Here is a 26,358-nt window from a genome sequence, read left to right on the forward strand (position 1 = left end):
AAGGTACGGGGCATGTCCGATGATCGGTGGCACACGGTCCTGGTGCTCGGCGGGATCCGGTCCGGCAAGTCCGCATTCGCCGAGTCCCTGCTGGCCGGCGCTCCGTCCGTGCGCTATGTGGCGACCGCGGCCGGCGGCGAGGACGACCCGGAGTGGCTGGCCCGGATCGAGGAACATCAGCGCCGCCGGCCGCAGTCGTGGTCGACGGAGGAGACGGCGGCCGACCCGGCCCGGCTGACCGAGTTGCTGAGCGAGGCCAAGCCCGACGACACGCTGCTCGTGGACGACCTGGGCGGCTGGGTGACGGCCCTGCTCGACCCGGCCCGGCAGCCCAACAACGACGAGGCCGACGTGGCCGCGCTGGCCGCCGCCGTGCGTGCCTGCACGGCGCGGGTGGTTCTGGTGAGCCCCGAGGTGGGTCTGTCGCTGGTGCCGACCACGCCGGTCGGGCGGGCCTTCGCCGACGCGCTGGGCACGACGAACCAGGCCCTGGCCGACGCCTGCGACCGGGTGGCGCTCGTCGTCGCCGGCCGCCCGGTGTGGCTGAAGGGCTCCTCCGACGAAACAGCCGTCGCGGAACCGGCAGCGGCCACGCAGGCGGATGCCGGCGCAGCGGTGGAATCGGACGCGGCCATCGTGAGCCCGGCCGTCGCGCCGGCCACCACCGCGCAGCCGCAACTGGTCAGCCCGGTGGCAGCTGAGGCCGCGGCGGCCACCCCGGTAGCCGGCGTGCTCAACGAGCCCACCATGATCCTGCCCCTGGTCGCCTCGGCGGTCGTCTTCGAGCCCGGCATGGACCTGCCCATGCCCGACGGCGACGCCGGCCCCGACGCCCGCGACCGCCTGCCCTCCCTCGACTTCCCCGGCATCGGGCTGGGCCGCCTGGCCGAGGCCGTCACCTTCGCCGCCGCCACCCAGGCCACCGTCACCCCGCAGCCGTGGAGCTCCCCTCGCGTCCTGCTGCTCTCGGGCCGCCACTCGGGCGGCGCCGCGGCCGGCGACGACGTGGCCGACGTCGAGCGCCGCGTCGCCCAGGTCGAGAACGGCGAGGGCGTGCTGAGCCGCCTCGCCGGCACGGCCGGGGCCGACATCGCCGTGCTGCGCACTCCCGAGGCCACCCCGATGGAGGACATGGCCGCGGCGTCCCTGGAGGACGTCGACCGCGCCCTGCAGCAGGGCTGGCTGCTGGCCGACGCCGCCGCCGAGGCCGGCCGGGATCTGCTCGTCATCGCGTCGATCGGCGTCGGCACCGACGCGGTCGCGGCTGCCATCTCCGCCGCCACCACGGGCGCCGAGGCCGTTGCGGTGCTTCCCCGCGTGCTGCTGCCCGGCGGCGTCTACGACGACGAGTCGTGGATGGAGCGGGCCGCCGCCGTGCGGGACGCGCTGCACCGCATCCGCCGGGAACCGCGCGGCGCCAAGGACATCCTGCGCGAGCTGGGCGGCCAGGACGTCGCGGTGGCGACCGGCGCGCTGCTCGGCGCCGCGGCCCGGCGACTGCCGGTCGTGCTCGACGGGCCGGTCGGGATAGCGGCCGGGCTGATCGCGCGCGATCTGGGCGGTCAGATCCGGCACTGGACGCTGCTGGCCGACGCCGGCGACCTCGAGCTCGTGCGCCAGGGCGGCGATGTGCTCGGCCTGACCCCCGTACTCGACCTGGGTCTGGGTCTGGGTGAAGGCGCGAACGCGCTGGCCGCGCTGCCGCTGTTGCGCACGGCCGTGGGTCTGGCGTCGTCGATCGGTGTGCATCCGGCGCTGGAGCCGGAGGACGACGCCGACTTCGCCGAGCCCGAGCCGGACGGTCCGGGACCGGCGACCACCCACCCGGAGTGAGCCTCGGTGCGGGTCTGCGGCTCTCGGTGACCACGCTGACGGTTCTGCCGGTCCGGGCCGGGCGCGTCGACCGCACGGCGGCCGCCGTGGCCATGAGTGTGGCGCCGGCTGTCGGCGCCCTGCTCGGCCTGTTGCTGGCAGCGTTGCTGGGGCTGCTGCGCGAGGCGCACGCTCCGGCCCTGGTCGCGGGGGGCGTGACGGTCGCCGCGGCGGCTCTGTTGACCCGGGGCATGCACCTCGACGGGCTGGCCGACACGATCGACGCGCTGGGCTCCTACCGCCGGGGCGACGCCGCCCTGGACATCATGAAAAAGTCTGACATCGGCCCGTTCGGCGTGGCCGCGATTGCGCTCACGCTGCTGATGCAGGCTTCCGCACTGGCTGTCGTGCCGCTCGCTGCGGTCGTCGTGGCGTTCGCGGCCGGCCGGGTCGCCATTCCGCTGGCCTGCCGCCGAGGCATTCCCGCTGCCCGCCCCGAAGGGCTGGGCGCGCTCGTGGCGGGCACTGTGCCGACGCCTGTGGCCGTTCTGGGCGCGGCGCTGGTCACGGCGGCGGCGATTGCCGCGACCCCGGGCCGCTCCTGGCAGGGGCCGGTCGCCGTCGCGATCTCACTCACCGTCGTGGTGCTGCTGGTGCGCCATTGCGTACGGCGTTTCGGCGGCATCACCGGCGACGTGCTGGGCGCAGCCGTGGAGGTGACCACCACGCTCGCGCTCGTCGGCCTTTCGCTCGGCTGAAGGCGAAGACAAAGGCAAAGGCCAACCAGCCCTGCCCCGCCCTACCAAGGGGGCGGGCCCAAACTACGCCGCCCGCAAGCCGAGAACGGGGTTGTCCACAGGCTGCGGGCGGTGATGTGAGAGACAGTTTTCAGCGCACCGAGGTCTTCACGAACGGCGGCTTGACCACGCGGGCCTCGGCGCGGCGGCCGCGAATGTCGATCTCGACCAGGTCGCCGTCGGCCACGGCGGCCGCCGTGTCGAGCAGGGCCAGCGCGATGCCGATCTTGCGGGTGGGCGAGAACGTGCCGCTCGTGGTCTCGCCGATGAGCTGGTCACCGGCGTACACCCGCATGTGACCGCGCGGGATGCCGCGCCCGGTCAGCTCGAGCCCGCGCAGGGTGCGCCGCGGCCCGGCCGCCTTCTCGGCCAGCAGAGCGTCGCGCCCCCAGAAGGCGGGCTTGTTCCAGCCGACCGCCCAGCCGGAACGCGCCTGCACCGGGGTGATCTCGAGGGTCAGCTCCTGGCCGTGCAGCGGATAGCCCATCTCGGTGCGCAGCGTGTCGCGCGCGCCCAGGCCGCACGGGCGCACCCCAGCGGCGATCAGCTGGTCCCACACCTCGACGGCCGACGACCAGGGCACGACCAGCTCGTAGCCGTGCTCGCCGGTGTAGCCGGTGCGGCACACGATCAGGTGACCGGCGGACGAGAACGACATGTAGTCGTGCCCGGTGGGCAGGCCCAGTTTCGCGAGCACCTCGGCCGACTGCGGCCCCTGCACGGCCAGGACAGCGAACTCGTGGTGCTCGTCGGTGACCGTGATGCCGGCCGGGGCGGCGGCGGTCAGCAGCCGTACGACCGAAGCCGTGTTCGCCGCGTTCGGGATGAGGAAGACCTCGTCGTCCGCGATGACGTACGCGATCAGGTCGTCGACCACACCGCCGTCCTCGGCGCAGCACAGGGTGTATTGCGCCTGGCCGGGGCCGATGCGGCCGAGGTCGTTGCTGAGGCAGGCGTTGACGAAGGCGGCGGCGCCGGCTCCCCGTACGCGCGCCTTGCCGAGATGAGAGACGTCGAACACGCCCGCCGCCTCACGGACCGCCGTGTGCTCCTTGATGACACCGCCACCCGCGTACTCGAGGGGCATCTCCCACCCCCCGAAACCGGCGAACTTCGCGCCCAGTGCCACGTGGCGTTCGTGCAGGGGGGAGTGGGAAAGAGCGTCGGCAGACATGAGAGTCAACTTACCCGTGACCTCGCGCTTGGTTAGAGTCGCGGGGAACCCTCCCCCGGCGTCACCGCGCCGGGGCCCACCGAACCAGCCGGCGCGCCCATGAGGCGCCTGGCTCATCAGTCCGCGGAGTGCCCGAGTGACCCAGCCCAGCCTCAGCCTGGTCGACACCGACCCGGCCGAATTGGCCGTCGACGCCATCGTCATCGGCCTGCACAGCCAGCCTGACGAGGGCGGCGCCCTGCTGCCGGCGGCCGGCGCCGAGAGCATCGCCGCCGCGTTCGACGGCAGGCTGACCTCGACGCTGGCGCTGCTCGGCGCGAGCGGCGCGCCGGGCGAGGTGACCAAGCTGGCCACTCTCGGCACGATCTCGGCGCCGCTGGTGGTCGCGGTCGGCCTCGGCGACGAGCCCACCGGTTCGGCGCCCAGCCCCGAGACGTTGCGCCGGGGCACCGGTGCCGCTGTGCGCGCGCTGGCCGGCAGCAACACGGTCGCGCTTGCCCTGCCGCTGCCCGACGACGAGGACGCGCCGGGCGTGCTCCGCGCCATCCTCGAGGGCGCGCTGCTGGGGTCGTACCGGTTCGCCGGCTACAAGACCAAGCCGCAGCCGAACCGCCGCGAGCCGGTGGCCGCGCTGCAGGTGCACGTGCCCGACGCGAACGACGCCTCGGCCGCGGCCGAGGTGACCCGGGCCGAGGCCGTCGCCCGCGCCGTGCGGCTGACCCGCGACTGGGTCAACACCCCGCCCAACGTGCTGCGCCCGCCGGAGTTCGCCGACGCTGTGGTGGCCGCGGCCGCGGGCACCGGCCTCGAGGTCGAGGTGCTCGACTTCGACGAGCTCAAGGCCGGCGGCTACGGCGGCATCGTGGCCGTGGGCCAGGGTTCCGAGGCGCCGCCGCGCCTGGTCAAGCTGACCTACACCCCCGAGGGCGTCGAGTCGCCGAAGCGGGTCGCGCTGGTCGGCAAGGGCATCACGTTCGACACCGGCGGCATCAGCATCAAGCCGGCCGCCGGCATGTGGGAGATGAAGTCCGACATGGCCGGCGCCGCCGCGGTCGGCGCGACCATGCTCGCCGTCGCCGCGCTCAAGCCCCGCGTCGCGGTCAGCGCCTACCTGGCGATGGCCGAGAACATGCCGTCCGGGACGGCGTACCGGCCGGGCGACGTCATCACGATGTTCAACGGCAAGCGGGTCGAGGTCTACAACACCGACGCCGAGGGCCGCATGGTGCTGGCCGACGCGATCGCCCGCGCCTGCGCCGACGGCACCGACTACGTGTTCGAGACTTCGACGCTGACCGGCGGTCAGGTCATCGCGCTCGGCAAGCGCATCGCGGGCCTGATGGGCTCGGACGAGGCGGTCGAGCTGGTGCGGGCGGCGGGCGACCGGGTCGGCGAGCCGGCCTGGCCGATGCCGCTGCCGGACGAGGTGCGCAAGGGCATGGAGTCCGACATCGCCGACATCTCCCAGACCAACTCCAATCTGGACCGGGCCGGGCACATGCTGCAGGGCGGAGTCTTTCTGCGGGAGTTCGTGGCCGAGGGTGTCGAGTGGGCGCACATCGACATCGCGGGCCCGAGCTATCACACCGGCGAGCCGAGCGGATATTGGAGCAAGGGCGGAACGGGCGTCCCGATTCGTACCCTGTTGTCCGTGATCGACCAGTTAGGCTGATTATTTCCGGTTCCGGGCGCACGGCGCCCGGAACCGTGTCAGTTTTCCTGGGCGGGACGCCGCTTCCGGCGCTCGTTGTAATCGCGCATCCGTTGCGGGTAGCCGAGCAACGCCACGTCGTAGATGGGAACGCTGAGCTGATGGGCCCACCGTCGCGCGATCTCGGGCGTCTCGGTGCGGCGCCGCGTCCATTCGCCGTCGTGGGCCACGAGCAGCACCGTCGTCTCGGTCACCGACGTACGGGGCTCGATGAACGCCTCGACCCCGCGCCGGGTGCGCACGAACTCTGCGAGATACTCGAGATCGGCACGGTCGACCGACCGACCGGCCGCTCGTTGCGGCTCCCGGCGGCGCCGAAACCAGGCCACTACCCGCTCCTCACGTTCAATTGCGGCAAGAGTACGTCGAGCGGGCCCGTGCGTGGGGAACCTGACTGCATCGATCGGTTCGCCAAGTGACAAGATGGCCTGGACATACTGTGACCGTTTCCATTGTGTGACCCGCATGGCAACGACGCGAACACTGGAGTCAACGTGAGCCAGCCGAACGGCGGAACCTTCGACATCGTCATCCTCGGCGCCGGCAGCGGCGGCTACGCGGCCGCTCTGCGTGCGGCCGAGCTCAACCTCTCCGTCGCGCTGATCGACAAGGCCGAGCTGGGCGGCACCTGCCTGCACCGCGGCTGCATCCCGACCAAGGCGCTGCTGCACGCGGCCGAGATCGCCGACCAGACTCGCGAGAGCGAGCAGTTCGGTGTCAAGGCCGACCTCGTCGGCATCGACATGGCGGGTGTCAACGCGTACAAGGACGGCGTGGTCGCGCGCCTCTACAAAGGCCTGCAGGGCCTGCTCAAGCAAGACAAGATCACGCTGGTGCAGGGCGCCGGCAAGCTGGTCGGCAAGGACACGGTCGAGGTCGACGGCAAGCGCTACACCGGGCGCAACGTCATCCTGGCGACCGGCTCGTACTCCCGCTCGCTGCCCGGCCTCGAGGTCGACGGCAAGCGCGTCATCACGAGCGAGCACGCCCTCAAGCTCGACCGCGTGCCGTCCTCCGCGATCGTGCTGGGCGGCGGCGTCATCGGCGTCGAGTTCGCCAGCGTCTGGAAGTCGTTCGGCGCCGACGTCACCATCCTCGAGGCCCTCCCCCGCCTGGTCGCGGCCGAGGACGAGGAGATCTCCAAGACGGTCGAGCGCGCCTTCCGCAAGCGCAAGATCAACTTTAAGGTCGGCAAGCCGTTCGAGAAGGTGGAGCACACCGACAACGGCGTGCGCGCGACCATCGCCGGCGGCGAGACCGTCGAGGCCGAGGTGCTGCTGGTCGCGGTCGGCCGCGGCCCGACGACGGCCGACCTGGGCTACGAGCAGCAGGGCGTCACGCTCGACCGGGGCTTCGTCATCACCAACGAGCGGCTGCACACCGGCGTCGGCAACATCTACGCCGTGGGCGACATCGTCCCCGGCCTGCAGCTCGCGCACCGCGGTTTCCAGCAGGGCATCTTCGTGGCCGAAGAGATCGCCGGGCTCAAGCCGGCCCCGATCGACGAGGCGGGCATCCCCCGGGTCACCTACTCCGACCCCGAGATCGCCTCGGTCGGCCTGACCGAGACCAAGGCCAAGGAGCAGTACGGCGCCGACAAGGTCTCGACGTACAACTACAACCTCGGCGGCAACGGCAAGAGCCAGATCCTCAAGACCGCCGGTTTCGTCAAGCTGGTCCGGCTCAACGACGGGCCGGTGCTGGGTGTCCACATGGTCGGCGCGCGCATGGGCGAACTGGTCGGCGAGGCTCAGCTGATCTACAACTGGGAGGCGTTCCCGGAAGAGGTCGCTCAGCTCGTCCACGCCCACCCGACGCAGAACGAGGCGCTCGGCGAGGCGTTCCTGGCCCTGTCCGGCAAGCCCCTGCACGCACACAGCTGATCCCCGTTCACAGCGGTTAAGGAGTTCTGAGACATGCCGGTATCGGTCACCATGCCGCGACTGGGTGAGAGCGTCACCGAGGGCACCGTCACTCGCTGGCTCAAGCAGGAGGGCGAGCGGGTGGAGGCCGACGAGCCGCTGCTCGAGGTCTCCACCGACAAGGTCGACACGGAGATCCCGTCGCCCGCCGCGGGTGTGCTCACCCGCATCGTCGTCGGCGAGGACGAGACGGCCGATGTCGGCAGCGAGCTCGCGGTCATCGCCGGCGAGGGCGAGGACGCCGGCTCGGCCGAGCCGGCGCCTGCCGCTCCGGCCCAGCAGCAGCAGGAACAGGAGCCGGAGCCCGAGCCGGCCGCGCTCAACACCCCGTCGACCGAGAAGCCGGTCGAGCAGGAGGCTCCGGCGCCGCAGACCGCCGCACCCACCGGCGGCGGCGAGGGCACCGCGGTGAAGATGCCGGCGCTCGGCGAGAGCGTCACCGAGGGCACCGTCACCCGGTGGCTCAAGCAGGTCGGCGACGCCATCGAGGTCGACGAGCCGCTGCTCGAGGTCTCCACCGACAAGGTCGACACCGAGATCCCCTCGCCGGTCGCGGGCACCCTGCTCGAGATCAAGGTGCAGGAGGACGAGACGGCCGACGTCGGCGCCGACCTGGCGATCATCGGCGCCGAGGGCGCGGCTCCCGCGCCGGCCGAAGAGAAGCCGGCTCCGGCCCCGCAGCAGGCCGCGCCCCCGAAGCAGGAGACCGCCCCGGAACCGAAGCAGGAAGCCGCTCCGGCTCCGAAGATCGACTCGGCTCCGGCGCCGACGTTCGAGCCGAACGGCGGGTCGTACGCCGACCCGGCTCCCGAGGCCGAGACGGCCAAGGACCCGGTCGCGGCCGAGCGTGCCGCCGAACCGCCTGCGCCGTCCCAGCCGCGGGTCGAGACCGCGAACCCGAACGGCGCCGGCGACGCCGGTTACGTGACGCCGCTGGTGCGCAAGCTCGCCACCGAGAAGGGCGTCGACCTTTCGGCCCTGACCGGCACCGGCGTCGGCGGCCGCATCCGCAAGCAGGACGTCATCGACGCCGCCGAGAAGGCCGCGGCGGCCAAGGCGGCGCCCGCGCCGCAGCAGCAGGCCGCCCCGGCGGCAGCCAAGCCCGCGGCCGCCAAGCCGGCGCCGAGCCCGCTGCGTGGCCGCACCGAGAAGCTGACCCGCACCCGCGCGACGATCGCCCGTCGCATGGTCGAGTCGCTGCAGGTCTCGGCCCAGCTCACCACGGTCGTCGAGGTCGACGTCACCAAGATCGCCCAGCTGCGGAACAAGGCCAAGGCCGACTTCCTGGCCAAGAACGGTGTGAAGCTCAGCTACCTGCCGTTCTTCGCGCTGGCCGCGGTCGAGGCGCTGCGCCAGCACCCGGTGGTCAACTCGTCGATCGATCAGGAGGCCGGCACGGTCACCTACCACGACGCCGAGCACCTGGGCATGGCCGTGGACACCCCGAAGGGCCTGATCGTTCCGGTGATCAAGGACGCCGGCGACCTCAACCTGGCCGGCCTGGCCAAGCGGATCGCCGACGTCGCCGACCGCACCCGGAACAACAAGATCGGCCCCGACGAGATCTCGGGCGGCACGTTCACGCTGACCAACACGGGCAGCCGGGGCGCGCTCTTCGACACGCCGATCATCAACCAGCCGCAGGTCGGCATCCTCGGCACCGGCGCGGTGGTCAAGCGGGCCGTGGTTATCGACGACCCCAACCTGGGCGAGATCATCGTGCCGCGGTCGATGGTCTACCTCGCGCTCAGCTACGACCACCGGATCGTGGACGGCGCCGACGCCGCCCGCTTCCTGGTCACGCTGAAGGACCGCCTCGAGGGCGGCCACTTCGAGGGTGACCTCGGGCTCGCGTAACAAAGCAGCACCGAGAGAGCGCGCCGGTTCGCCGGCGCGCTTTCTTCGTTTTGAACAGGTTCACTTCAGGGCATGATGGGGACATGCGGATCCTGATCTCGGGCGCGTCCGGTTTCCTCGGCGGCAACCTCGTCGAGCGCCTGCGCGGCCACGGCCACGAGGTGACCAAGCTGGTGCGGCGGCCCGCGCGGAGCGCCGACGAGGCGACCTGGCAGCCCGCGCAGGGCCAGATCGACCCGCAGGTGGTCGCCGCGGCCGACACGGTGATCAACCTCTCCGGCGCCAACGTCGGCGGCAAGCGCTGGACCGCCGGCTACAAGAGCGAACTGCGCTCGAGCCGGGTCGACACCACCGGCACGCTGGCCCGGGCCATCCGCAAGCTGCCCGAGGCCGACCGCCCGCGCACGCTGCTGCAGGCCTCCGCCGTCGGCTGGTACGGCGAGACCGGCGACACGCCCGCCACCGAGGAGGCGTCGGCCGGCACGACGTTCCTGGCCGACCTGTGCCGCGTCTGGGAGGCCGCCGCCCGCCCGGCCGAGGACGCCGGCGTCCGGGTCGTGCTGCTGCGCACCGGCCTCACCCTCGACAGCCTGCTCAAGCCCCTGCTGCCGCTGTTCAAGCTGGGCGGCGGGGCCAAGCTGGGCGGCGGCCGGCAGTGGATGCCGTGGGTCAGCCTGCCCGACTGGCTGGGCGCGGCCGACTTCCTGCTCGAGCGCGAGGACATCTCAGGCCCGGTCAACATCGTCGGTCGCGAGCAGATCACCAACGCCCAGTTCACCAAGGCGGTCGCGGCCGCCGTGCACCGCCCGGCGCTGCTGAGCGTGCCCGGCCCGGCGTTGCACGTGGTGCTGGGCGAACTCGCCGGCGAATCCCTGCGGAGCGCACGGGTCGTGCCGGCGGTGCTGGAACGGGCCGGCTTCCGGTGGGCCTACCCGACGATCGAGGGCGCCGTGCAGGCCACAGTGAACCCGGAACCGGCGGCGTCGCGCTGAGCAGCGGCGCAGGCTTGCTAACCTGCGCGTGATGTCCGTCGCCGTTCCCACCTCCACGTCCTCGTCAGATCAGCCGGCACCCCCCGACGCCCCCCGGGCGACGCGGCAGTGGCGGTTCCATCTGTTCGTCGCGCTCATGGCCCTGGCCCTGGGCGGCTACGTCGTGAGCCGGCTCTGGCGCGACCCGTTCCAGCACGCGGTCGCCGAGAACGTGGGTGACCAGGCGTTCTTCGAGTGGGTGCTGTCGTACGGCGTACACCTGCTGCACCACGGCGGCGACCCCTTCTTCACCGACCTGATGAACGTGCCGGACGGCGTCAACCTGGCCGCCAACACCTCGATCACGGTCTACGCGATCCTGTTCGCGCCGCTCACCATGCTGGCCGGCCCTCAGGTCACGTTCCTGGCGGTCCTCACGCTCAACCTCGCGGGTTCGGCGTACGCCTGGTTCCTGTTCCTCAGCCGCTTCGTCACCGCCAACCGGGCGGCGGCCGCGCTGGCCGGCTTCTTCTGTGGCTTCGCGCCGGGCTTCGTCGCCCACGCGAACGGCCACCTCAACTGGACCTCGGGCTGGATCGCGCCGCTGGTGCTGTGGCGGCTGCTCAAGATGCGCGACACCGCCCACTGGCTGCGCAACGGGTTGATCCTGGGAGTGACGCTGGCCGTCGGTTTCTCGATCGCGGCCGAGGGGCTGTTCTTCACGGCGCTGGCCGGCGGGGTCTTCGTGATCGCGTGGTCGCTGTCCCCGATCAACCGGGCCGAAGCGCGGGCTGCGCTGCCGAAGTTCGCCGCCGGGCTGGGTGTCACCGCCGTGGTGGCCGGCGCCCTGTTGGCGTACCCGCTGTACATGCATTTCGCCGGGCCGCAGACCTTCAAGGGCACCGGCTTCAACCAGCGGCACTACTCCGAGGACCTGCTCTCCTTCTTCGCCTTCAGCGACCGCTCGCTGGCGAGCTGGGCCGGGCTGGGCAACGACCTCGCGGCGAACAAGACCGAGGAGACGAGCTTCTTCGGCCTGCCCCTGCTGGTGCTGCTCGCCGTCTCCCTGGTGATGCTGTGGCGCAGCGCGGACGACCGGCGGCGGGCGACCCTGCGGGCCCTGATGACCGTCGGCGGGCTGTTCTTCCTGATCTCGCTCGGCCCCCGCCTGCGGGTGGCCGACACCGAGACCGACATCCCGCTTCTGTACGCGCTGCTGCAGCACGTGCCGCTGTTCGACGCGGCACTGCCGGCCCGCTACGCCCTCGTCCTGGTGGGAGTGTTCGGGGTGATCCTCGCCATGGCCACCGACCGCGCGTTCGGCGCGGGCGCTCCGCAGCCGTGGTTCGCGATGGGCCTCGTGGTCGCGCTCGTGCCGATCTTCCCGGTGCCGCTGCACTACCGGGAGCGGGCGCCCGAGCCGCGGTTCATCGCCGACGGCACGTGGGAGAGGTACGTCGGCGACGGCGGGGTGATCAGCGCGCTGCCGTTCGCCATCAACGTGGCCGCCGACGGGCAGCGCTGGCAGGCGTACACGATGGCTCGGGCCGGCAAGGAGTTCCGCATCCCCGACGGCTACTTCCTCGGTCCCGACGCCGAGGGCCCCGAGGGCAAGGGCCGCATCGGCGCCCTGCCACGGGCCACCGACTGGCTGTTCCTGCGGGCTGCCCTCTACGGCTACCTCGCCGATCTGGACAACGCCGACCGGGCCACGGCGCGCGCCGACTTCCAGCGCTGGGGCGTCGAGGCGCTGTTCCTGCCCGACGTGATCACCGGACCCGAGGGGCCGCTGTTCCGCTCGGCGGTCGAGATCACCGCGACCGATCTGCTCGGTCCGCCCGAGCGCGTGGACGACGTGCTGGTGTGGCGCATCCGTCCCGGAGTGGATCCGGCCGACCGCTGACAAGGGGACTACCGTGGGACGCGTGACAACTTCCACGCTCACCGTCCTGCGGCCCGGCCTGGTCGACTATCGCGAGGCCTGGGACGAGCAGCGGCGCCTGCACGAGGCCGTGGCCGACGGCACCCGGCCCGACACAGTCCTGTTGCTGGAACACCCCAGCGTGCTCACCGCCGGCAAGCGCACCGAGCCCGCCGACCTGCCGATCGACGGCACCCCGGTGGTCGAGGTCGACCGCGGCGGCAAAATCACCTGGCACGGCCCCGGGCAGCTGGTCGGCTACCCGATCCTCAAGCTGGCCGACCCGATCGACGTGGTGGCCTACGTCCGCCGCACCGAGCAGATGCTGATCGACGTCTGCGCCGAGTTCGGCGTGACGGCCGCCCGCAGCGACATCAAGGGCCGCAGCGGCGCCTGGGTCCTGGCCGACGAGCGCGGCCCCGACCGCAAGATCGCCGCGATCGGCATCCGGGTCGCCCGCGGCGTGACGCAGCACGGTTTCGCCATCAACTGCGACTGCGACCTGGCCAACTTCGACCGCTTCACCCCGTGCGGCATCCGCGACGCGGGCGTGACGTCACTCTCGGCCGAACTGGGCCGCGACGTGACAGTGGCCGAGGTGCTGCCGGTCGTCGAGAAGCACCTCACTACCCTGCTCTGATGGCTCTCTATCGAGACCCGGCCGACAAGCGGGTCTTCGTCCCCAAGCGCGGCGGCGGGGTGTCCCTGAATTTCGGGCACCCCATCGCCTGGGTGATCCTCGTCTGCACCACGATCATCCCGTTCGTCATCGTCGTCGGCATGACCATCGCGGTGCTCGCCTGATGCCCGCCTTGCTGACCGCGGTGACCTACGAGGCACAGGATCCGGATCGGGCGGCGCGTTTCTGGGCCGCCCTGTTGGGCCTTCGTCCGGCCGACGACGCCCGGGTCGCTCTGCGGTTCGTTCCGGGACGCGGCGGCGCGCTCGGCCACAACCGCATCCACCTGCACCTGACCAGCAGCGATCTCGACGACCAGCAGCGTACGGTGGCCCGGGCGATCGAGCTCGGCGCCCACCACCTCGACGTCGGGCAGCGCCCCGAGGAGGGCCACATCGTGCTGGCCGACCCGGCGGGCTACGAGTTCGACGTGATCGAGCCCGGCAACTCGTACCTGGCCGGAACCGGCTTCCTGGGCGAGTACGCGTGCGACGGCACTCGCGAGGTGGGCCTGTTCTGGAGCGAGGCGCTGGGCTGGCCGCTGGTCTGGGACTCCGACGAGGAGACCGCGATCCAGTCCCCCCGGGGCGGCACGAAGGTCGCGTGGGGCGGGCCGCCGGTGGCGCCGAACGAGCGGCCGAACCGTCAGCGCTTCGAACTCGTCCCGGTCGAGGCCGACCAGCAGGCCGAGGTCGACCGGCTGATCGCGCTCGGCGCCACCCGGCTCGGTCCCGGCGACGACGGCACGGTCCACCTGGCCGACCCGGACGGCAACGAGTTCAGCGTCCGAGCCGCCACACCGTGAACTTGACGTCGGGCGTCTCGCAGCCCAGGTAGGGCCCGGCGGCACTGCACGCGCTCGGCAGCACCAGCGGCAGGACGCCGCGCAGGCGCCCGTCGGCCAGTCCGATCACCGACGTCCGGCCCGGTTCGGGGAAGAGCAGCAGCCCGCCGACCGGCCCCGAGCGTCCCAGTTCCCGTTCGACCCGGCCGGTCTCGAGGTCGACCACGGCCGAACGGCCGCTCTCCTCGAGCAGCACGCCGTTCTCACCCATGCCGGTCCAGGTGGGGCTCGTCCACCGGACCGACCCGTCGGCCGGGTCGATCACCGTCAGCCCCGCGGAGCCGAACGCGCACAGCAGGCCCGGGCCGCACGGGATCACCCCGTACGGCGAGTTGGTGGCCGTGATCCACTCGCGGGACAGCCCGTCGCGCGAGAACGCGGCGAGGTAGCTTCCGCCGAAGACGACCAGCCGGTCACCCACGAGCCGGGCGGCCGGATTCGGCCGGCCGAGGTCGCGGCGGGGCGTGAGCTCGGCACCGTTCGCGGCGTCGACCACGGTGGCGCCGCCCGCCCCGTCAAGAATCACCGCGAACGCCTCGTCGGCCGAGTAGTTGAAGGCCGGGCGTGACCAGAGGACCCGCCCGGTGCGCAGGTCACGCATCTGCAGGATGTGCTTCTCGACATCCCACGCGGCGACCCGCCCGCCGATCACGTCGACCGCCAGCGTGTCGCGCAACCGCCAGCGCAGCGCGCCCGTGCGGGCGTCGAGAAACGTCACCTCGGCGGTTTCGCTCACATCGACGATCAACGTGTCTTCCCCGGCTGCCGTCAACCGCTGCCCGGGCTTCGTCCGCGAACTCCACCGCGGGCAGCCGGCGCACAGCGGCAGGGCCTCGACGTGCCCGTCGGTGCGGACGGTGTAATACGCCTCATCGGTCAGCAGGCTGGTCAGCGATCCCTGCCCGTCGACGGAGAGGACCTCGGTGATGCCGGCCGCCCGATCGGGGGCAGCCGCTCCGCCCGTCAGGGCCAGCACGAATGCGGCCACCGCCACGGCCCAGTAGCGGGCCGGTCGCCGGGGCTTGGCCGGGATCGCGCTCGCGGGCCGCACGACATCGAGATCGATCACCACGGACCGGACTCTACGCCCGGCGTACCCGCCAGACGCGGAACCGGGCGTCGACCGTCCGGCAGGCGAACAGGTCAGCGGCGGCGATGCACGCGGCCTCCGCGACCTTCGGGACCTCGCCCAGCACCCGTCCGTCGGCGATCCCGCGGACCAGGGTGCGTTCGCCGCCGCCGTCGGCGAACTGCAGGCCGTTGACCACATCGCCGGCGCCCAGCTCGGCCTCGACGCGCCCGGTGGCGAGGTCGACCCGCGCCGCCCGGCCGGCCTCGTCCAGCAGGGTCCGGCCGTCGTCGGCCAGGCTTCGCCACCGCCCGCTGGTCCAGCGCACCGCGCCGGTCGCCGGGTCGAGGACGGCCAGCTCGCCGGCCGAGAACGCGCAGATCCGGCCACCGCACCCGACGATGGCGGCCGGGCTGGGGATCGGCGTCCGCCACAGTGGGGCCAGGTCGGCCAGGCGGTAGGCGCCGACGGACGTCGTTCCCGCCGTGACCAGGTTCTCGCCGATCAACCGGACGGGGGCGAACGGGGACGGGTAGTCGAGGCTCCACTCGACGTCCAGCCGCCCCGAGCGGGCGACCACCCGGCCGTCGGCCGCCGACAGCACCGTCGCCCGGCGCCGCACGTCGAAGACGACCACGTGCCGTTGCGGCTGGTCGACGGCGAAGGCCCGCGCCGGGTGCGACCAGAGCACTCGTCCCGTGGCCACGTCGCGTACCCGCAGGAGCCCGGGCGGCACCCAGTCCGTGACAGCGGCGCCGAGAGGTTGCACCGACGAGTACTGGCCGGCCCGCCACCGCACGTGGCCGGTGCGGGCGTCCAGGAGGGTGGTCTCCCCGCCATCGCCGGACTCGCTGACCAGCACCGTGCCCGACCGGTCGAGCCACAGGCCCGCGCCCGGCCCGGCCACCTTGGTGATCCACTCGGGGCCACCGGGCGCGATGGGGCGCGCCCAGATGTCGGCCGACTGATCCTCCGACGTGCCGTGCTGGGTGAAGACGGCCGTCCGGGTGAGCAGGCCGGCCGTGATCCCCCGGCCGTCGCCCTCGAACACGGGCGTGATCCCGGCGGCGTGCGAGGGCGGCGCCGATGCTGCGACCAGCGCGAGCACCAGCGCCGCCACGACGAGCACGCCGGACCTCGTACGCCGCTCACCCCGCCGGGTGCGACGGGCGGGAGCGACGTCGAGGTCGATCGTCATCGCTACGGGGCGACCCGGTTGAGGTCTCTCGGGAAGGCGGTCACCTCACGCACGTTAGCCGTCCCGGTCAGGCGGGCGACGAACCGTTCGAGCCCGATCGCCCACCCGCCGTGCGGTGGCATCCCGTAGCGGAAGCCGTCGAGATATCCCGCGTACGGTTCCAGCGGCTCCCCGGCGCGGGCGAGCGCCTCCACATAGTCCTCGTAGCGGTGCAGGCGTTGCCCGCCGGTCACGATCTCCAGCCCACGGAACAGCAGGTCGAAGCCGTTCGAGTACGCCGGGTCGGCCGGGTCCGGATGCGTGTAGAACGGCCGCTTGCGCATCGGATAGCCGGTCACGTACAGGAACTCGGAACCGTGCTCACGCAGTGCCCACTCCCCCAGCGCTCGTTCGTGGGCCGGCGCCAGGTCGGGCTCGTCGGCGGGCGCCCCGGCGATCCGCAGCGCCTCGCTGAAGTGCACGGCGGGGATCTCCGACGGCACCCGCGGCGTCGCCAGCCGGGCGCGCGCGGTGATGGTGGCCATCATGACGGTGAGCGTCCGCGTGAGGGCGGCCATCACATCGCGGTGGTCCTGGATGAAACCCAGCTCGGCGTCCAGGGAGGTGTACTGCGACAGGTGACGCGCGGTGTCACTGGGCTCGGCGCGGAAGACCGGGCCGACCTCGAAGACCCGCTCGAACACGCCGACCATCAGCTGCTTGTAGAACTGCGGCGACTGCGCCAGATACGCCGTACGCCCGAAGTAGTCGAGCCGGAAGACGTTGGCCCCGGACTCGGTGGCCGACGCGACGATCTTCGGCGTCTGGATCTCGACGAACCGCTGCTCGGTCAGCGCGGCCCGGAAGCCGGCTGTCGCCGCCGCGGCCACGCGCAGGGCCGCCCGGCGCTCCGGGTGCCGCAGGGCCAGGGCGGCGTGGTCGAGCTGGGCCGGCAGACCGGCGCCGATCGCCGGGCGGTGCAGCTCGAAGGGCAACGGCGCGGTGACGGCGGAGAGCACCCGGATCTTCGGCGCGGTCAGCTCGACCCCGCCCGGCGCCTGCTCGTTGGCGGTGACCGTCGCCACCACCTCGACGACGCTCTCCTCGGCGAGCTCCTCGAGCTGGGCGCGGGTACCGGGTTCGGTCACGACGACCTGGCTGAGTCCCTCGGCGTCGCGGAGGATCAGGAAGGCCACCGACTTGAGCAGTCGGCGGCGGTGGATCCAGCCCGCGATCGTCACCGTCGCGTCGACGTGTGCGCGGAGCTGGGTCGAGAGGATGCGTTGCATGGCGGTTGACCTCCTTGAAAGCTGCAACGCGGCCCCAGGGAGGCGTGGGCGAGCGGGATCCTCGCGGTGCCACCACACCTTCGCGCCCTGACGGGCGCCTCTTTGTGTTGCTGCGGCTCAGGAGTGTCTTCACGCCCCGGCGCCCGGGCCACCTTCACAGCGATCGGTGGCTCTCTCGGCCGGCCTTCCGGGGGCTACTCGGTTCCCTCACTGCCGTGGGCGGGACGTTAACACCAGGCGTACACGCCGCGAAAGAGAATTTAACCGGTTCATATGAGCGCCGTCACACCTCGTGTCACGTGAGCCTCGTCGCCCCTGTCTTGGCGGAATCCTATTCAGGCGTAATCTCGGGGCTGTGACTATTGCTCCCGAGGGCCGCCGCATGCTGCGCATCGAAGCGCGCAACGCCGAAACTCCCATCGAGCGGAAGCCTCCGTGGATCAAGGTCAAAGCGAAGATGGGTCCGGAATACACCCAGATGCGCGGCCTGGTGCAAAAGGAAGGCCTGCACACGGTCTGCCAGGAGGCCGGCTGTCCCAACATCTACGAATGCTGGGAAGACCGCGAGGCCACCTTCCTCATCGGCGGCGACCAGTGCACCCGGCGCTGTGACTTCTGCCAGATCGACACCGGCAAGCCGGCCGAGTTCGACGCCGACGAGCCCCGCCGCGTCGGCGAGTCCGTGGCGACGATGGGCCTGAAGTACGCGACCGTGACCGGCGTGGCCCGTGACGACCTGCCCGACGGCGGCGCCTGGCTCTACGCCGAGACGGTCCGCCAGATCCACAAGCTCCAGCCCGGCTGCGGTGTCGAGCTGCTGATTCCCGACTTCAACGCCGAGCCGGCCCAGCTGGCCGAGGTCTTCGGCGCCCAGCCCGAGGTGCTGGCCCACAACGTCGAGACGGTGCCGCGCATCTTCAAGCGCATCCGCCCCGGCTTCCGCTACGAGCGCTCGCTCGACGTCATCACCCAGGCCCGCGCGGCCGACCTGGTGACCAAGAGCAACCTCATCCTCGGCATGGGCGAGGAACGGGCCGAGATCTCCCAGGCGCTGCGCGACCTGCACAACGCCGGCTGCGAGCTGATCACCATCACGCAATACCTGCGGCCGACCCCGCGGCACCACCCGGTCGAGCGCTGGGTCAAGCCCGAAGAGTTCGTCGAGCTGCGCGAAGAGGCCGAGCAGATCGGGTTCGCGGGCGTGATGAGCGGCCCGCTGGTCCGGTCGTCCTACCGGGCCGGGCGTCTCTACAAGCAGGCCCTCGAGGCCCGCGGCTGACCTGATCCTCCCGATGCCCCGGCCCTTCCCGGCCGGGGCATCGTTGTCTTCCCCTCGCGTCCGTCAGTGCGCTTCGCCTCAGAAAGCCGGATATCAGCCGATTCTGTGAGTATGCGCTGGCTGAGGCTCCTGCTCGCCGCGGCGACGCCGGCGGTCGTGTTCAGCGCCCCCCTCGCCGCCTCGGCCGCTGACACCTGCGTCTCCGCCTCGTCGGCAACCTTCCGCCACACGTTCAACGGCGACTCCGGCAAGGCGACCGTCACCGCCGTCCGTCCGCTCTGCGCCGGTCAGACCCAGTCGTTCGGCCTGGCCTCGTACACCGAGGGCAGCGGGGGCCAGTTCACGTACGCCACCGACCGCGCCACCATCACGTCGAGGGCCCGCACGGTCCGGCTCGACGTCGTGGTGCCGCCCTGCCGCACCCAGGTCACCGCGATCACCGGCACCGGCCTGCTCGACGAGGTCACCAGCGGCGGCAACCCGTACGGCGCGTCCACCCTGGGCGCCCCGGGCAACCGCTCCACCGGCACGCCGGCGCACTACCGGGGCGGCTCGACCGACTGCGCCCCCGAGCCCACGGTCGCCTTCACCAGCGCGTGCGACGGCTCCTACCGGGCCACGCTGGCCAACGCCGCCTCCGCCAACGTCAGCGCCGCGTTCCTCATCGGCGGCCGACTGACCCGATTGGCCCCCGGCCGCTCCACCACTGTGCGCGGCCCTCGCCAGGGCTCTCTGACGATCAGGGTCAACACCTTCACCACGTACGTCGGAAGCTGGCGCCCGCCCACGGCAGGCTGCACCTCCGTACCGGCCCCCGCCCCCGCGACGAACCCCGCCCCCGCCCCCACCCAGCCGTCGGCCGTCGCCGCTCCGCCCGCCCCGGCGCCGCCCTCCCCCGCCGCGACTGCCACGCCCGCCACCGACAATGCCCCCGCGATGTACTACCCGGCCCCCACCACAGCGGTCCCGGAGGTTCAGGCCGCCCGCCCCGGCATGAGCCCTGGCAGCATGTTCGCCGTGGCGTTCGGCCTGCTCCTGATCGGCGGCGGCGGCTACTTCCTGGTCCGCGTGATCCGCTCCCTCCGCGATCCCTCCTGATTTCGTGGCGTGGTCCAACTACAGCGCGAACGCCGTCGCTTCCCTGCCATCCTGCGAGGCCTCCGGCGGCCCGAAATCGGGTTGGTCACTCGGGCGATCGGCTCTACGGTCGCGCCATGGGCCTTCTCGATGAGCAGCGCGCCTACTATCAGGCACGAGCCGGCGAGTACGACGAGTGGTGGTACCGCCAGGGCCGCTACGCGCTGCAACCCGACGAGGAACGCCGTTGGTTCGCTGACGTGGCCTCCGCCGAGCAGGCCCTGGACGCCTTCGCCCCGGCCGGCGACGTGCTCGAGTACGCCTGCGGCACCGGCCTCTGGACCCGCCGCCTGGCCCGGCACGCCACGTCGGTTCTGGCCGTCGACGCCTCCCCCGCCGTCATCACCCTGAACCAGGCCCGGAACCTGGGCGCCCACGTGCGTTACCACCAGGCCGACATCTTCGCCTGGACGCCCCCGCCGGCCGCGTACGACGTGGTCTTCTTCAGCTACTGGCTGTCCCACGTGCCGGCCGACCTTTTCGCCGCGTTCTGGGCCCAGGTGGCTTCCGCGCTGCGCCCCGGCGGCCGCGTCTTCCTGATCGACAGCCACCACACCGCCGAACTGCCCGGCCACGTGCAGCAGCGCACCCTCAACGAGGCCGCGAGTTCCGGGTGGTCAAGCGCTTCTGGCAGCCCGCCGACCTGTCCGCCGCCGTGGCGCCGCTCGGCTGGCGCCTGACGGCACAGACAACCCCGAACGGCCACATCCTCCACGCCACCGCGAACCGTTTTCATTCAGTCGTGGCGCCGCCGTCGGATCACGGCAGGTAGCGCACCTCGCGGAACGCCGGGCTGGGCCCTTCGAGCAGGCGCTGCCGCTGGTGGCGCAGATGCAGATCGAAGAACGCGAGGGGGTACGCCTGCTGGATGCGTACCGCCCGGTCGGGGCGCAGGGTGCCGATCCAGGACAGCAGGATCTCCTTGCTCCACCCGACCGCCGCGCCGATCTGCGGCAGCAGAAACTGATAGTCGTCGTAGGCGTTGTGGACCGCGCCGCAGGCCCGAACGTTGAGCTTCCAACCGGTCAGGCGCGACCAGAGCTGCGCGACCGGCGCCGTGTCCCGGCCGTAGTCCGCCGTCATCAGCATGAACGGCCGGTCGAGATCGGTGGCGATGACCGGCTCCATCGGGGCGTCCAGGCTCAACCCCGCCCGTACGCGCGAATCCATGCTCATGACCAGCGCCGTCGCGGTCCCGCCCTTCGAGGTGCCGAACATACCGATGCGCCCCGGATCGGGCGCGCCGGCCAGCCCCGCCGGCAGCGTACGGCCGTCAGCGTCGGGGTTCCGGCCCGCCGCGAGACGACCGATGCAATCCAGCACGTACGGAATGTCGTCAGCGAAGTCGGGAGCACCCAGCGACGGTTCGTCGACCGGAGAAAGCCGCCGCCCGTCAGGAAACTCGACGAACGCGTCGTACGTGTGGTCCACAGTGACCACCAGGTATCCGTGACTGGCGAGTTCCTGAACCACAATCGTGGTGTCAGCGCGCTGGTCGTGCGCCAAGGGCGAGTACACAACGACCGGCAACCGCCCACCGGACCGCTGCACCGGCGCACCCACGTGCCCAGCCGTGATCGGCGGCCCGCCCACCGAGCCGGCCGGAATCCCGTTGAACTCCAGCAGGGCACGCAGGAGCGGATCGGACAACCAGACGCTCCGCGGGTACCGAGTGACGTCGCGGGCCGGATACCAGACGCTGACCATCAGTTCGCGGTAGCGACCCGGCCCCGCCACCGGATCCGGCCGCGACCGATCGACCAGCCGCAATGCCACCGACCCGATCGGATGCGGACCGGTCGGCGCGGGCAGAACCATGCGCGGTGCGCCCGGAGCCGCTTCCGTTGGACCGGCAACCGCAGCCGCTTCCGCGCGCCCCGCGAGGCCGAGAGGCAAGGCGAGCCCGGCGGCCAACGCACCGGTGATGAGATCACGGCGTGACAGATGAGTGCCGATCGGCGGTGTACGGGTCATAGCGCCTCCTGCTGTTTTGGCGTGGCGCATACCGGGGCCGCACGGATCGCCGCGCTCCCGGATGCGGGACGGTTTTCGGTCGGGATGTGTCGCTGACGCGGAATCACCATCACGGGCCAACGGGATCGACGGCGGCGCCGACATGTATGGCTCGTGCCGGCGAGGGCTTGAAGAACCTGCTCAAATGCGTCCGACGGCGGGCGGGAGGGGTCCCGATCGTGCCTATTGGTGGTTTCGACGGACGCCACGAGCTGGTTTGCCGATCGTCCGGCCGGCGGACCAGCCGAGCCGGAGGCGTCGCACTTCTCATCGGACACGCGCCTGCCGACGGCAGCGGTGGCCGCCGTGTCCAACAACCTCGGACGGCGGCGCGGACAGGCCGCATAGGTTCCACTGGCGCCGACGGTGGTGAAGCCGGTGCACGTAGCCCTTCTCCTCCTCGATCAGACGGGCGGCCCCAGCACGCACAGGTGCTCGGCGATGTTCCGGACGATCAGCTCCAACATCGGACAGCAATCGCCGCGGCTCGCCACCGCCGGACACCAAATCAGCTGCCATACCAATAGGTTTCCACAACAAACCTATTGGCGCTAGTGCCGTTTGTCGGTGACTCACTCCACTTCCTAGGCAGCCCGGTCCCAGGCTGCTCGGCTCTGAGGACAACTCAGCTCTAAGGCTGCTCGGCTCTGAGGCAATCGGCTCCTTGACCGCCCGGCTCCTTGACCCAGCACCTGGGCCGCCAGCACCTTGACCGCCCGGCACCCCAGCCGCCCGGCACCCCAGCCGCCCGGCACCCCAGCCGCCCGGCACCCCAGCCGCCCGGCACCTGGCCGCCCGGTTCCTAGGCTCTTGGGCTGCTCGGCTTCGGGCCGCTCATCTTCGGGCCGCTCGGCTCCCAGGCAGCCCGGCACTACGCTTTCGGCTCCCGAGCAGCGCGGCTCCTAGGTTTTCGGCTCCAGGGCAGCCCGGTTATGCATCGGGTGCCTCACTCGTCTATCAGCAAGGCGCGTCCTCGCACAGCTCGACCGACGTCGCTGGACTGCACACCTGGACGACTGACTCGGCGGGATCGGTGCGCCGTAAGGAGTGAACAGCCCCTGCCTGCGGTTCGCCACCGAGGCCGGCCCAGCACTCCTCACCCCGTCGGTCGGAGTCGATAATGGCCAACCCGGCGCCCGTGCCCGAACGCTGAGCGGCCGACCGCCGAGCGTGGCAGGCGACCACCGCAGCCAGACCTAACGCAGCCAGTCGCCCAGCACGACAGCGACCGTCCCAACCACAGACATGCCCCAGCCAGCCGCCCAGCACAACAGCGACCACCCCAGCCAGCCGCCCAGCACGACAGCGACCACCCCAGCCAGCCGTGTTGCCGTCAGTCGTCGAGCAGGCCCAGGCGACGGGCCACGGCGGCGGCCTCGCCACGGTTGGTGACCTCGAGCTTGGCGATGATGCGGGAGACGTGGACGCTCGCGGTCTTGGGTGAGATGTAGAGGTCGGCGGCTATGCGGCTGTTGGTGTGACCCTCGGCGACCAGGCGCAGGACCTCGCGTTCGCGACTGGTCAGCAGGTCGTCGCGCACAGCGGCCGGGGTCGACGGGCGGATGCCAAGGCGGCGCGACAAGACGTCGGCCGCCTCAACCAGCGGGGTCGCACCCAGCGCCGACGCCACCGCGACGGCCTCAGCGATCGACTCGGCCGGGTCAGAGCGAGAAGCGGCGGCCTCAGAACGAGAGGCGACCACAGAACCGGAAGCGGCCTCCGAACGAGACGCGACCTCCGATCGGGAAGCAGCTTCGTAACCAGCCCCGGCCTCAAAGCGGGAAGCGGCCTCGGAACCAGGCCCAGCCTCAAAGCGAGAAGCAGCCCCGGAACCAGGCCCAGCCTCAAAGCGAGAAGCAGCCTCAGAACTGGACCGGGCCTCAGAGTGAGGAACAGCATCGGAGCGGGAAGCTGCATCGCGGGCGGCAGCGGCGTCGGAGCGGTGGGTTGAGCGGGCTGCGGCCTGGGCCTCGGCCAGGTCGAGGAGGGCTCGGGCCAGTTCGTGGCGATGGCCGTCGTCGCGCCAGGCCTGGACGGCCTCGTGCCAGCGGGGTTCGCCGCCCTCGAGCAGGGCCCGGACCTCGGCCGCGAAGGCGAACTCGGCCGGGTGGCGGATCGGGAGGCGGGTGGCGGCTGCGGCTACCTCGGCGGCCAGCTCGGCGTCTGTGGCGCGGGTGGCGGCTCGGGCGGCGTGGGACAGGATCGACCAGCAGTAGCGCGGCAGGACCGTCAGCGACGGGTCGGCCAGGGCGGAGCGGGCGGCCTCGACGGCGGCGGCCGGGTCGGGGTCGTCGAGGGCGGCCAGCAGCCTCAGGTCGAGCGTGGCCAGGCGGCCCTCGTTGCTCAGGTAGGGGCGGCCCAGGAAGGCCAGCGACCGGTTGACCAGCGCTTGTGCGCCCTCGCGGCCGCGGGCCAGGCGGATGCGGGCGCGCAGGCGCAGCCAGGGCAGGGCCAGCGTCTCGGGCGGGTCGAGCCGGGCGGCTTCGGCCAGGCGGGCGTCGGCCTCGTCCCAGCGGCCCAGGGCGATCAGCGCCTCGGCGTGGTTGGCCAGCAGGAAGACGCCGGTGGTGCGGCTGACCCCGACCCGGCCCGCGCTGGGCAGGCCGTCGGCGGCGGCCGCGGCCGATTCCTCGTAGCGGCCCAGCTCGAACAGCGTGTCGGAGACGTTGATCAGGCCGCTGGTGAACGCGGGGAGGTCGCCGGCGGCGCGGGCTCGTTCGACCGCGTCGCGCATGACCGGTAGCACCTCGCCCGCGGGCACCCGGCCCGAGCAGGTGGACCCGAACGCCACCTCGGCCGTCACCAGGGCGGCGAGGTCGCCCTGGTCGGTGGCGTCGGCCATCGCGACGCGGGCGACCTCGGCCGCGCGGTCGGGGTCGAGGCCGGCCAGCTGGTGCGCCACGTCGGCCAGCAGGCGCACCCGGGTGGAGCCGCGCGGGGCCTTGCTGAGCAGGCGGAACGCCTCTTCGCACTCGGCCCGGCCGTCGGACTTGCCTGCCGTGCGCAGCAGTTTGGCCCGGCGCACGAGCAGGCGGCCGGCCCGCAGCGGTTCGGCCTCGGCGTCGAGGTCGGCCAGGGCGGCGCGGGTGAGGGTGAGCGCCCGCATGTGCTCGCCGGAGTCGATCGCGGCCAGGGCGGATTCTTCGAGCAGGTCCAGGTGGTCGAGGCCGAGCAGGGTCTGGGCGTCGGGCACGTCTTCCCACAGCTGGAGCACCCGGTCGAGCAGGCGCGCCTGTTCCCCGTACGCGAAACGCTGTTTGGCCTCGTCGGCCGCGATCTTGGCAGTGATGAGCGCGCGCGGATGGTCGCGGGCCGCGTGCCAGTGATGGGCGGTCTCGGCGGCGGCCCGGCCCATGGGGACCAGGTGGGGCTCGGCCTCGACGGCGCGGGCGTAGCGGGCGTGCAGCCGGGCGTGCTCGCCGGGCAGCAGGTCGTCGTGCACGGCCTCGCGCACCAGGGCGTGGCGGAACTCGAAGCCGCCCTCGGCGTCGACGACCGCGACGAGCTGGGCGGCCACGATGACCCGCAGCGCCGATTCGAGGGCCGCGTCGTCGAGCCCGGCCACGCGGGCCAGCAGCCCGTGGCCGAAGCGGGTGCCGCCCACGGCGGCCACCCGCAGCACCTGCTGGGCCGGCTCGGGCAGCTGGTCGACCCGGGAGAGCAGCAGGTCACGCAGGCTGGCGGGGATCTCGTTGAGGCCCGAGCCGGCGAACTGCTCGATGAAGAACGGGTTGCCCTGGGCGCGCTCGTTGATCGCGTCGACCACGCGCGCGTCGGGCTCGGCGCCGAGCAGGTGGGTGAGCATCTCGGCCGTGCCCTCGCGGTCGAGCCGGTCGAGTTCGAGGCGCAGCACGCCGCGTACCCGGTCGAGCTCGGCCAGGAACGCGCGCAGCGGATGGCCGCGATGCAGCTCGTCGGTGCGATAGGTGGTGATCAGCAGCAGCTGGGGCAGGCGGGCCGCCCGCACCAGGAAGGCGATGAGATCGCGGGTGGAACGGTCGGCCCAGTGCAGGTCTTCGATCACCAGGACCAGCGGACCCCGCCCGAACAGCGCGGCGACCGCCTCGAAGAGCAGGCCGCGGCGGGCGTCGCCCTCGAGCGGGGGCGGACCCAGCTCGGGCAGCAGACGGGCGAGTTCGCGCTCGTGACCGTCGAGCGCGCCGACGCCCTCGGCCCGCACCAGCTCGCGCAGCGCACCCGCGAACGGGGCGAAGGGCAGACCCTCTTCGCCCAGCTCGAGGCACTGGCCGGACAGCACACGCACGGGCTCGCCGGCCAGGCCGCGGGCGAATTCCTCGACCAGGCGGGTCTTGCCCACGCCGGCCTCGCCGCCGACCAGCACGGTCGACGGCTCGGCGTGGCGGGCCCGTTTCAGCGCATCGCGCAGGACAGCGAGGTCGGCCCCCCGGCCGACGAGCACCTCGCTGTGCGCATGCGCTGTCATGAGGTCGAGCATGCCATGGGGGTGCGACAGATTTTCCGCCGCGGAAACCGGCCCGGGCCCCCCGGACACCACGGCCGTCATGCGGCCACGGCGGCCCGGGCCGGCTGCTCCGCCCGCCTGCGGGGCCATCGCCCGAAGCGGCGGGACCGGCCGGCGCCGGCCTCCCGCACGCGGCGGGCGTCGGTGGCGCGGCGGCTCAGCTCAATGGCGCGCTGGTGGTGCAGGTCGAGCATGGTTCGGGGGTCGTTGTACGGGAACATCC

Annotated in this window: 21 protein-coding genes; 13 read left to right on the forward strand and 8 right to left on the reverse strand. The window is 72.3% G+C overall.

The genetic code is table 11. The features are described 5' to 3' along the window. The first annotated feature begins 12 nt into the window (after positions 1 to 12). Positions 13 to 1,833, forward strand: coding sequence for a bifunctional adenosylcobinamide kinase/adenosylcobinamide-phosphate guanylyltransferase (cobU, locus tag KXC43_RS12770; RefSeq protein ID WP_221376222.1), 1,821 nt, complete (start codon positions 13 to 15; stop codon positions 1,831 to 1,833). Next, the gene (locus tag KXC43_RS12775) at positions 1,830 to 2,570 is read left to right on the forward strand and encodes an adenosylcobinamide-GDP ribazoletransferase (RefSeq protein WP_221376223.1); all 741 of its coding nucleotides are present in this window, start codon (positions 1,830 to 1,832) and stop codon (positions 2,568 to 2,570) included. The genes cobU and KXC43_RS12775 overlap by 4 nt, the downstream gene beginning before the upstream one ends. Positions 2,571 to 2,700: 130 nt before the next feature. Here KXC43_RS12775 and gcvT read toward each other — a convergent pair whose 3' ends face one another. Continuing rightward, on the reverse strand, positions 2,701 to 3,783 hold the full coding sequence (gcvT, locus tag KXC43_RS12780; RefSeq protein ID WP_221376224.1) for a glycine cleavage system aminomethyltransferase GcvT: 1,083 nt from the start codon (positions 3,781 to 3,783) through the stop codon (positions 2,701 to 2,703). Between the two features lie 136 nt (positions 3,784 to 3,919). Here gcvT and KXC43_RS12785 point away from each other — a divergent pair, with 136 nt between their 5' ends. Next, positions 3,920 to 5,455 (forward strand): leucyl aminopeptidase, encoded by a 1,536-nt coding sequence (locus KXC43_RS12785; RefSeq protein ID WP_221376225.1) that lies wholly within the window; start codon positions 3,920 to 3,922, stop codon positions 5,453 to 5,455. 38 nt (positions 5,456 to 5,493) lie between these two features. On the opposite strand, the gene KXC43_RS12790 is transcribed toward KXC43_RS12785, so the two are convergent. Continuing rightward, positions 5,494 to 5,823 (reverse strand): hypothetical protein, encoded by a 330-nt coding sequence (locus KXC43_RS12790; RefSeq protein WP_221376226.1) that lies wholly within the window; start codon positions 5,821 to 5,823, stop codon positions 5,494 to 5,496. Between the two features lie 165 nt (positions 5,824 to 5,988). On the opposite strand from KXC43_RS12790, the gene lpdA reads away from it, so the two are divergent. The 7 genes from lpdA (at position 5,989) to KXC43_RS12825 (ending at position 13,649) form a co-directional block, all read left to right on the forward strand. Next, positions 5,989 to 7,377 (forward strand): dihydrolipoyl dehydrogenase, encoded by a 1,389-nt coding sequence (gene lpdA, locus KXC43_RS12795; RefSeq protein ID WP_221376227.1) that lies wholly within the window; start codon positions 5,989 to 5,991, stop codon positions 7,375 to 7,377. A gap of 33 nt (positions 7,378 to 7,410) precedes the next feature. After that, entirely contained in the window at positions 7,411 to 9,273 is a 1,863-nt protein-coding gene (sucB, locus tag KXC43_RS12800) for a 2-oxoglutarate dehydrogenase, E2 component, dihydrolipoamide succinyltransferase (protein WP_221376228.1), read from the forward strand. Positions 9,274 to 9,356: 83 nt separating this feature from the next. Further along, positions 9,357 to 10,265: a TIGR01777 family oxidoreductase gene (locus KXC43_RS12805; protein ID WP_221376229.1), complete on the forward strand. Its 909-nt coding sequence runs from the start codon at positions 9,357 to 9,359 to the stop codon at positions 10,263 to 10,265. Positions 10,266 to 10,296: 31 nt separating this feature from the next. Beyond that, positions 10,297 to 12,147, forward strand: coding sequence for a DUF6311 domain-containing protein (locus tag KXC43_RS12810; RefSeq protein ID WP_221376230.1), 1,851 nt, complete (start codon positions 10,297 to 10,299; stop codon positions 12,145 to 12,147). 22 nt (positions 12,148 to 12,169) lie between these two features. Next, complete coding sequence (gene lipB, locus KXC43_RS12815; RefSeq protein WP_221376231.1) at positions 12,170 to 12,805, forward strand: lipoyl(octanoyl) transferase LipB; 636 nt, start codon at positions 12,170 to 12,172, stop codon at positions 12,803 to 12,805. Continuing rightward, entirely contained in the window at positions 12,805 to 12,969 is a 165-nt protein-coding gene (locus KXC43_RS12820) for a DUF5808 domain-containing protein (protein ID WP_221376232.1), read from the forward strand. Before lipB ends, KXC43_RS12820 begins: the two co-directional genes overlap by 1 nt. After that, positions 12,969 to 13,649, forward strand: coding sequence for a VOC family protein (locus KXC43_RS12825; RefSeq protein ID WP_221376233.1), 681 nt, complete (start codon positions 12,969 to 12,971; stop codon positions 13,647 to 13,649). Before KXC43_RS12820 ends, KXC43_RS12825 begins: the two co-directional genes overlap by 1 nt. On the opposite strand, the gene KXC43_RS12830 is transcribed toward KXC43_RS12825, so the two are convergent. From KXC43_RS12830 to aspS, 3 genes are read right to left on the reverse strand one after another with little or no spacing between them, the layout of a single operon-like run. Then, the gene (locus tag KXC43_RS12830) at positions 13,624 to 14,760 is read right to left on the reverse strand and encodes an outer membrane protein assembly factor BamB family protein (RefSeq protein ID WP_221376234.1); all 1,137 of its coding nucleotides are present in this window, start codon (positions 14,758 to 14,760) and stop codon (positions 13,624 to 13,626) included. The two genes, KXC43_RS12825 and KXC43_RS12830, sit on opposite strands and share 26 nt — an antisense overlap. Positions 14,761 to 14,770: 10 nt before the next feature. Beyond that, the gene (locus KXC43_RS12835) at positions 14,771 to 15,955 is read right to left on the reverse strand and encodes an outer membrane protein assembly factor BamB family protein (RefSeq protein WP_221376235.1); all 1,185 of its coding nucleotides are present in this window, start codon (positions 15,953 to 15,955) and stop codon (positions 14,771 to 14,773) included. Between the two features lie 2 nt (positions 15,956 to 15,957). Continuing rightward, positions 15,958 to 17,223, reverse strand: a complete 1,266-nt coding sequence (aspS, locus tag KXC43_RS12840) for an aspartate--tRNA(Asn) ligase (protein WP_221376236.1) — start codon at positions 17,221 to 17,223, stop codon at positions 15,958 to 15,960. 382 nt (positions 17,224 to 17,605) lie between these two features. On the opposite strand from aspS, the gene lipA reads away from it, so the two are divergent. The 3 genes from lipA (at position 17,606) to KXC43_RS12855 (ending at position 20,319) form a co-directional block, all read left to right on the forward strand. Then, entirely contained in the window at positions 17,606 to 18,502 is an 897-nt protein-coding gene (gene lipA / locus KXC43_RS12845; protein ID WP_221376308.1) for a lipoyl synthase, read from the forward strand. Positions 18,503 to 18,613: 111 nt separating this feature from the next. Further along, complete coding sequence (locus KXC43_RS12850) at positions 18,614 to 19,600, forward strand: hypothetical protein (RefSeq protein WP_221376237.1); 987 nt, start codon at positions 18,614 to 18,616, stop codon at positions 19,598 to 19,600. A gap of 116 nt (positions 19,601 to 19,716) precedes the next feature. Next, on the forward strand, positions 19,717 to 20,319 hold the full coding sequence (locus KXC43_RS12855) for a class I SAM-dependent methyltransferase (RefSeq protein ID WP_221376238.1): 603 nt from the start codon (positions 19,717 to 19,719) through the stop codon (positions 20,317 to 20,319). A gap of 79 nt (positions 20,320 to 20,398) precedes the next feature. Here KXC43_RS12855 and KXC43_RS12860 read toward each other — a convergent pair whose 3' ends face one another. The 3 genes from KXC43_RS12860 to KXC43_RS12870 form a co-directional block, all read right to left on the reverse strand. Continuing rightward, positions 20,399 to 21,415, reverse strand: a complete 1,017-nt coding sequence (locus tag KXC43_RS12860; protein ID WP_308129062.1) for an alpha/beta hydrolase — start codon at positions 21,413 to 21,415, stop codon at positions 20,399 to 20,401. 1,570 nt (positions 21,416 to 22,985) lie between these two features. Beyond that, entirely contained in the window at positions 22,986 to 26,096 is a 3,111-nt protein-coding gene (locus tag KXC43_RS12865; RefSeq protein ID WP_255643940.1) for a helix-turn-helix transcriptional regulator, read from the reverse strand. A 77-nt stretch (positions 26,097 to 26,173) separates the two neighbouring features. Beyond that, on the reverse strand, positions 26,174 to 26,356 hold the full coding sequence (locus tag KXC43_RS12870; RefSeq protein ID WP_221376241.1) for a hypothetical protein: 183 nt from the start codon (positions 26,354 to 26,356) through the stop codon (positions 26,174 to 26,176). Positions 26,357 to 26,358 lie beyond the last annotated feature (2 nt).

Origin of the sequence: Paractinoplanes polyasparticus, from assembly GCF_019710575.1 — a bacterium.
GTDB lineage: Bacteria > Actinomycetota > Actinomycetes > Mycobacteriales > Micromonosporaceae > Actinoplanes > Actinoplanes polyasparticus.

Coding starts and splice junctions, on each gene's coding strand:
- KXC43_RS12870 (WP_221376241.1), bottom strand. CDS start 26,356: ATGTTCCCGTACAACGACCCCCGAACCATGCTCGACCTGCACCACCAG.
- KXC43_RS12820 (WP_221376232.1), top strand. CDS start 12,805: ATGGCTCTCTATCGAGACCCGGCCGACAAGCGGGTCTTCGTCCCCAAG.
- KXC43_RS12850 (WP_221376237.1), top strand. CDS start 18,614: ATGCGCTGGCTGAGGCTCCTGCTCGCCGCGGCGACGCCGGCGGTCGTG.
- KXC43_RS12805 (WP_221376229.1), top strand. CDS start 9,357: ATGCGGATCCTGATCTCGGGCGCGTCCGGTTTCCTCGGCGGCAACCTC.
- KXC43_RS12810 (WP_221376230.1), top strand. CDS start 10,297: ATGTCCGTCGCCGTTCCCACCTCCACGTCCTCGTCAGATCAGCCGGCA.
- KXC43_RS12855 (WP_221376238.1), top strand. CDS start 19,717: ATGGGCCTTCTCGATGAGCAGCGCGCCTACTATCAGGCACGAGCCGGC.
- gcvT (WP_221376224.1), bottom strand. CDS start 3,783: ATGTCTGCCGACGCTCTTTCCCACTCCCCCCTGCACGAACGCCACGTG.
- KXC43_RS12835 (WP_221376235.1), bottom strand. CDS start 15,955: ATGACGATCGACCTCGACGTCGCTCCCGCCCGTCGCACCCGGCGGGGT.
- cobU (WP_221376222.1), top strand. CDS start 13: ATGTCCGATGATCGGTGGCACACGGTCCTGGTGCTCGGCGGGATCCGG.
- aspS (WP_221376236.1), bottom strand. CDS start 17,223: ATGCAACGCATCCTCTCGACCCAGCTCCGCGCACACGTCGACGCGACG.
- sucB (WP_221376228.1), top strand. CDS start 7,411: ATGCCGGTATCGGTCACCATGCCGCGACTGGGTGAGAGCGTCACCGAG.
- KXC43_RS12825 (WP_221376233.1), top strand. CDS start 12,969: ATGCCCGCCTTGCTGACCGCGGTGACCTACGAGGCACAGGATCCGGAT.
- KXC43_RS12865 (WP_255643940.1), bottom strand. CDS start 26,096: ATGACAGCGCATGCGCACAGCGAGGTGCTCGTCGGCCGGGGGGCCGAC.
- lipA (WP_221376308.1), top strand. CDS start 17,606: ATGCTGCGCATCGAAGCGCGCAACGCCGAAACTCCCATCGAGCGGAAG.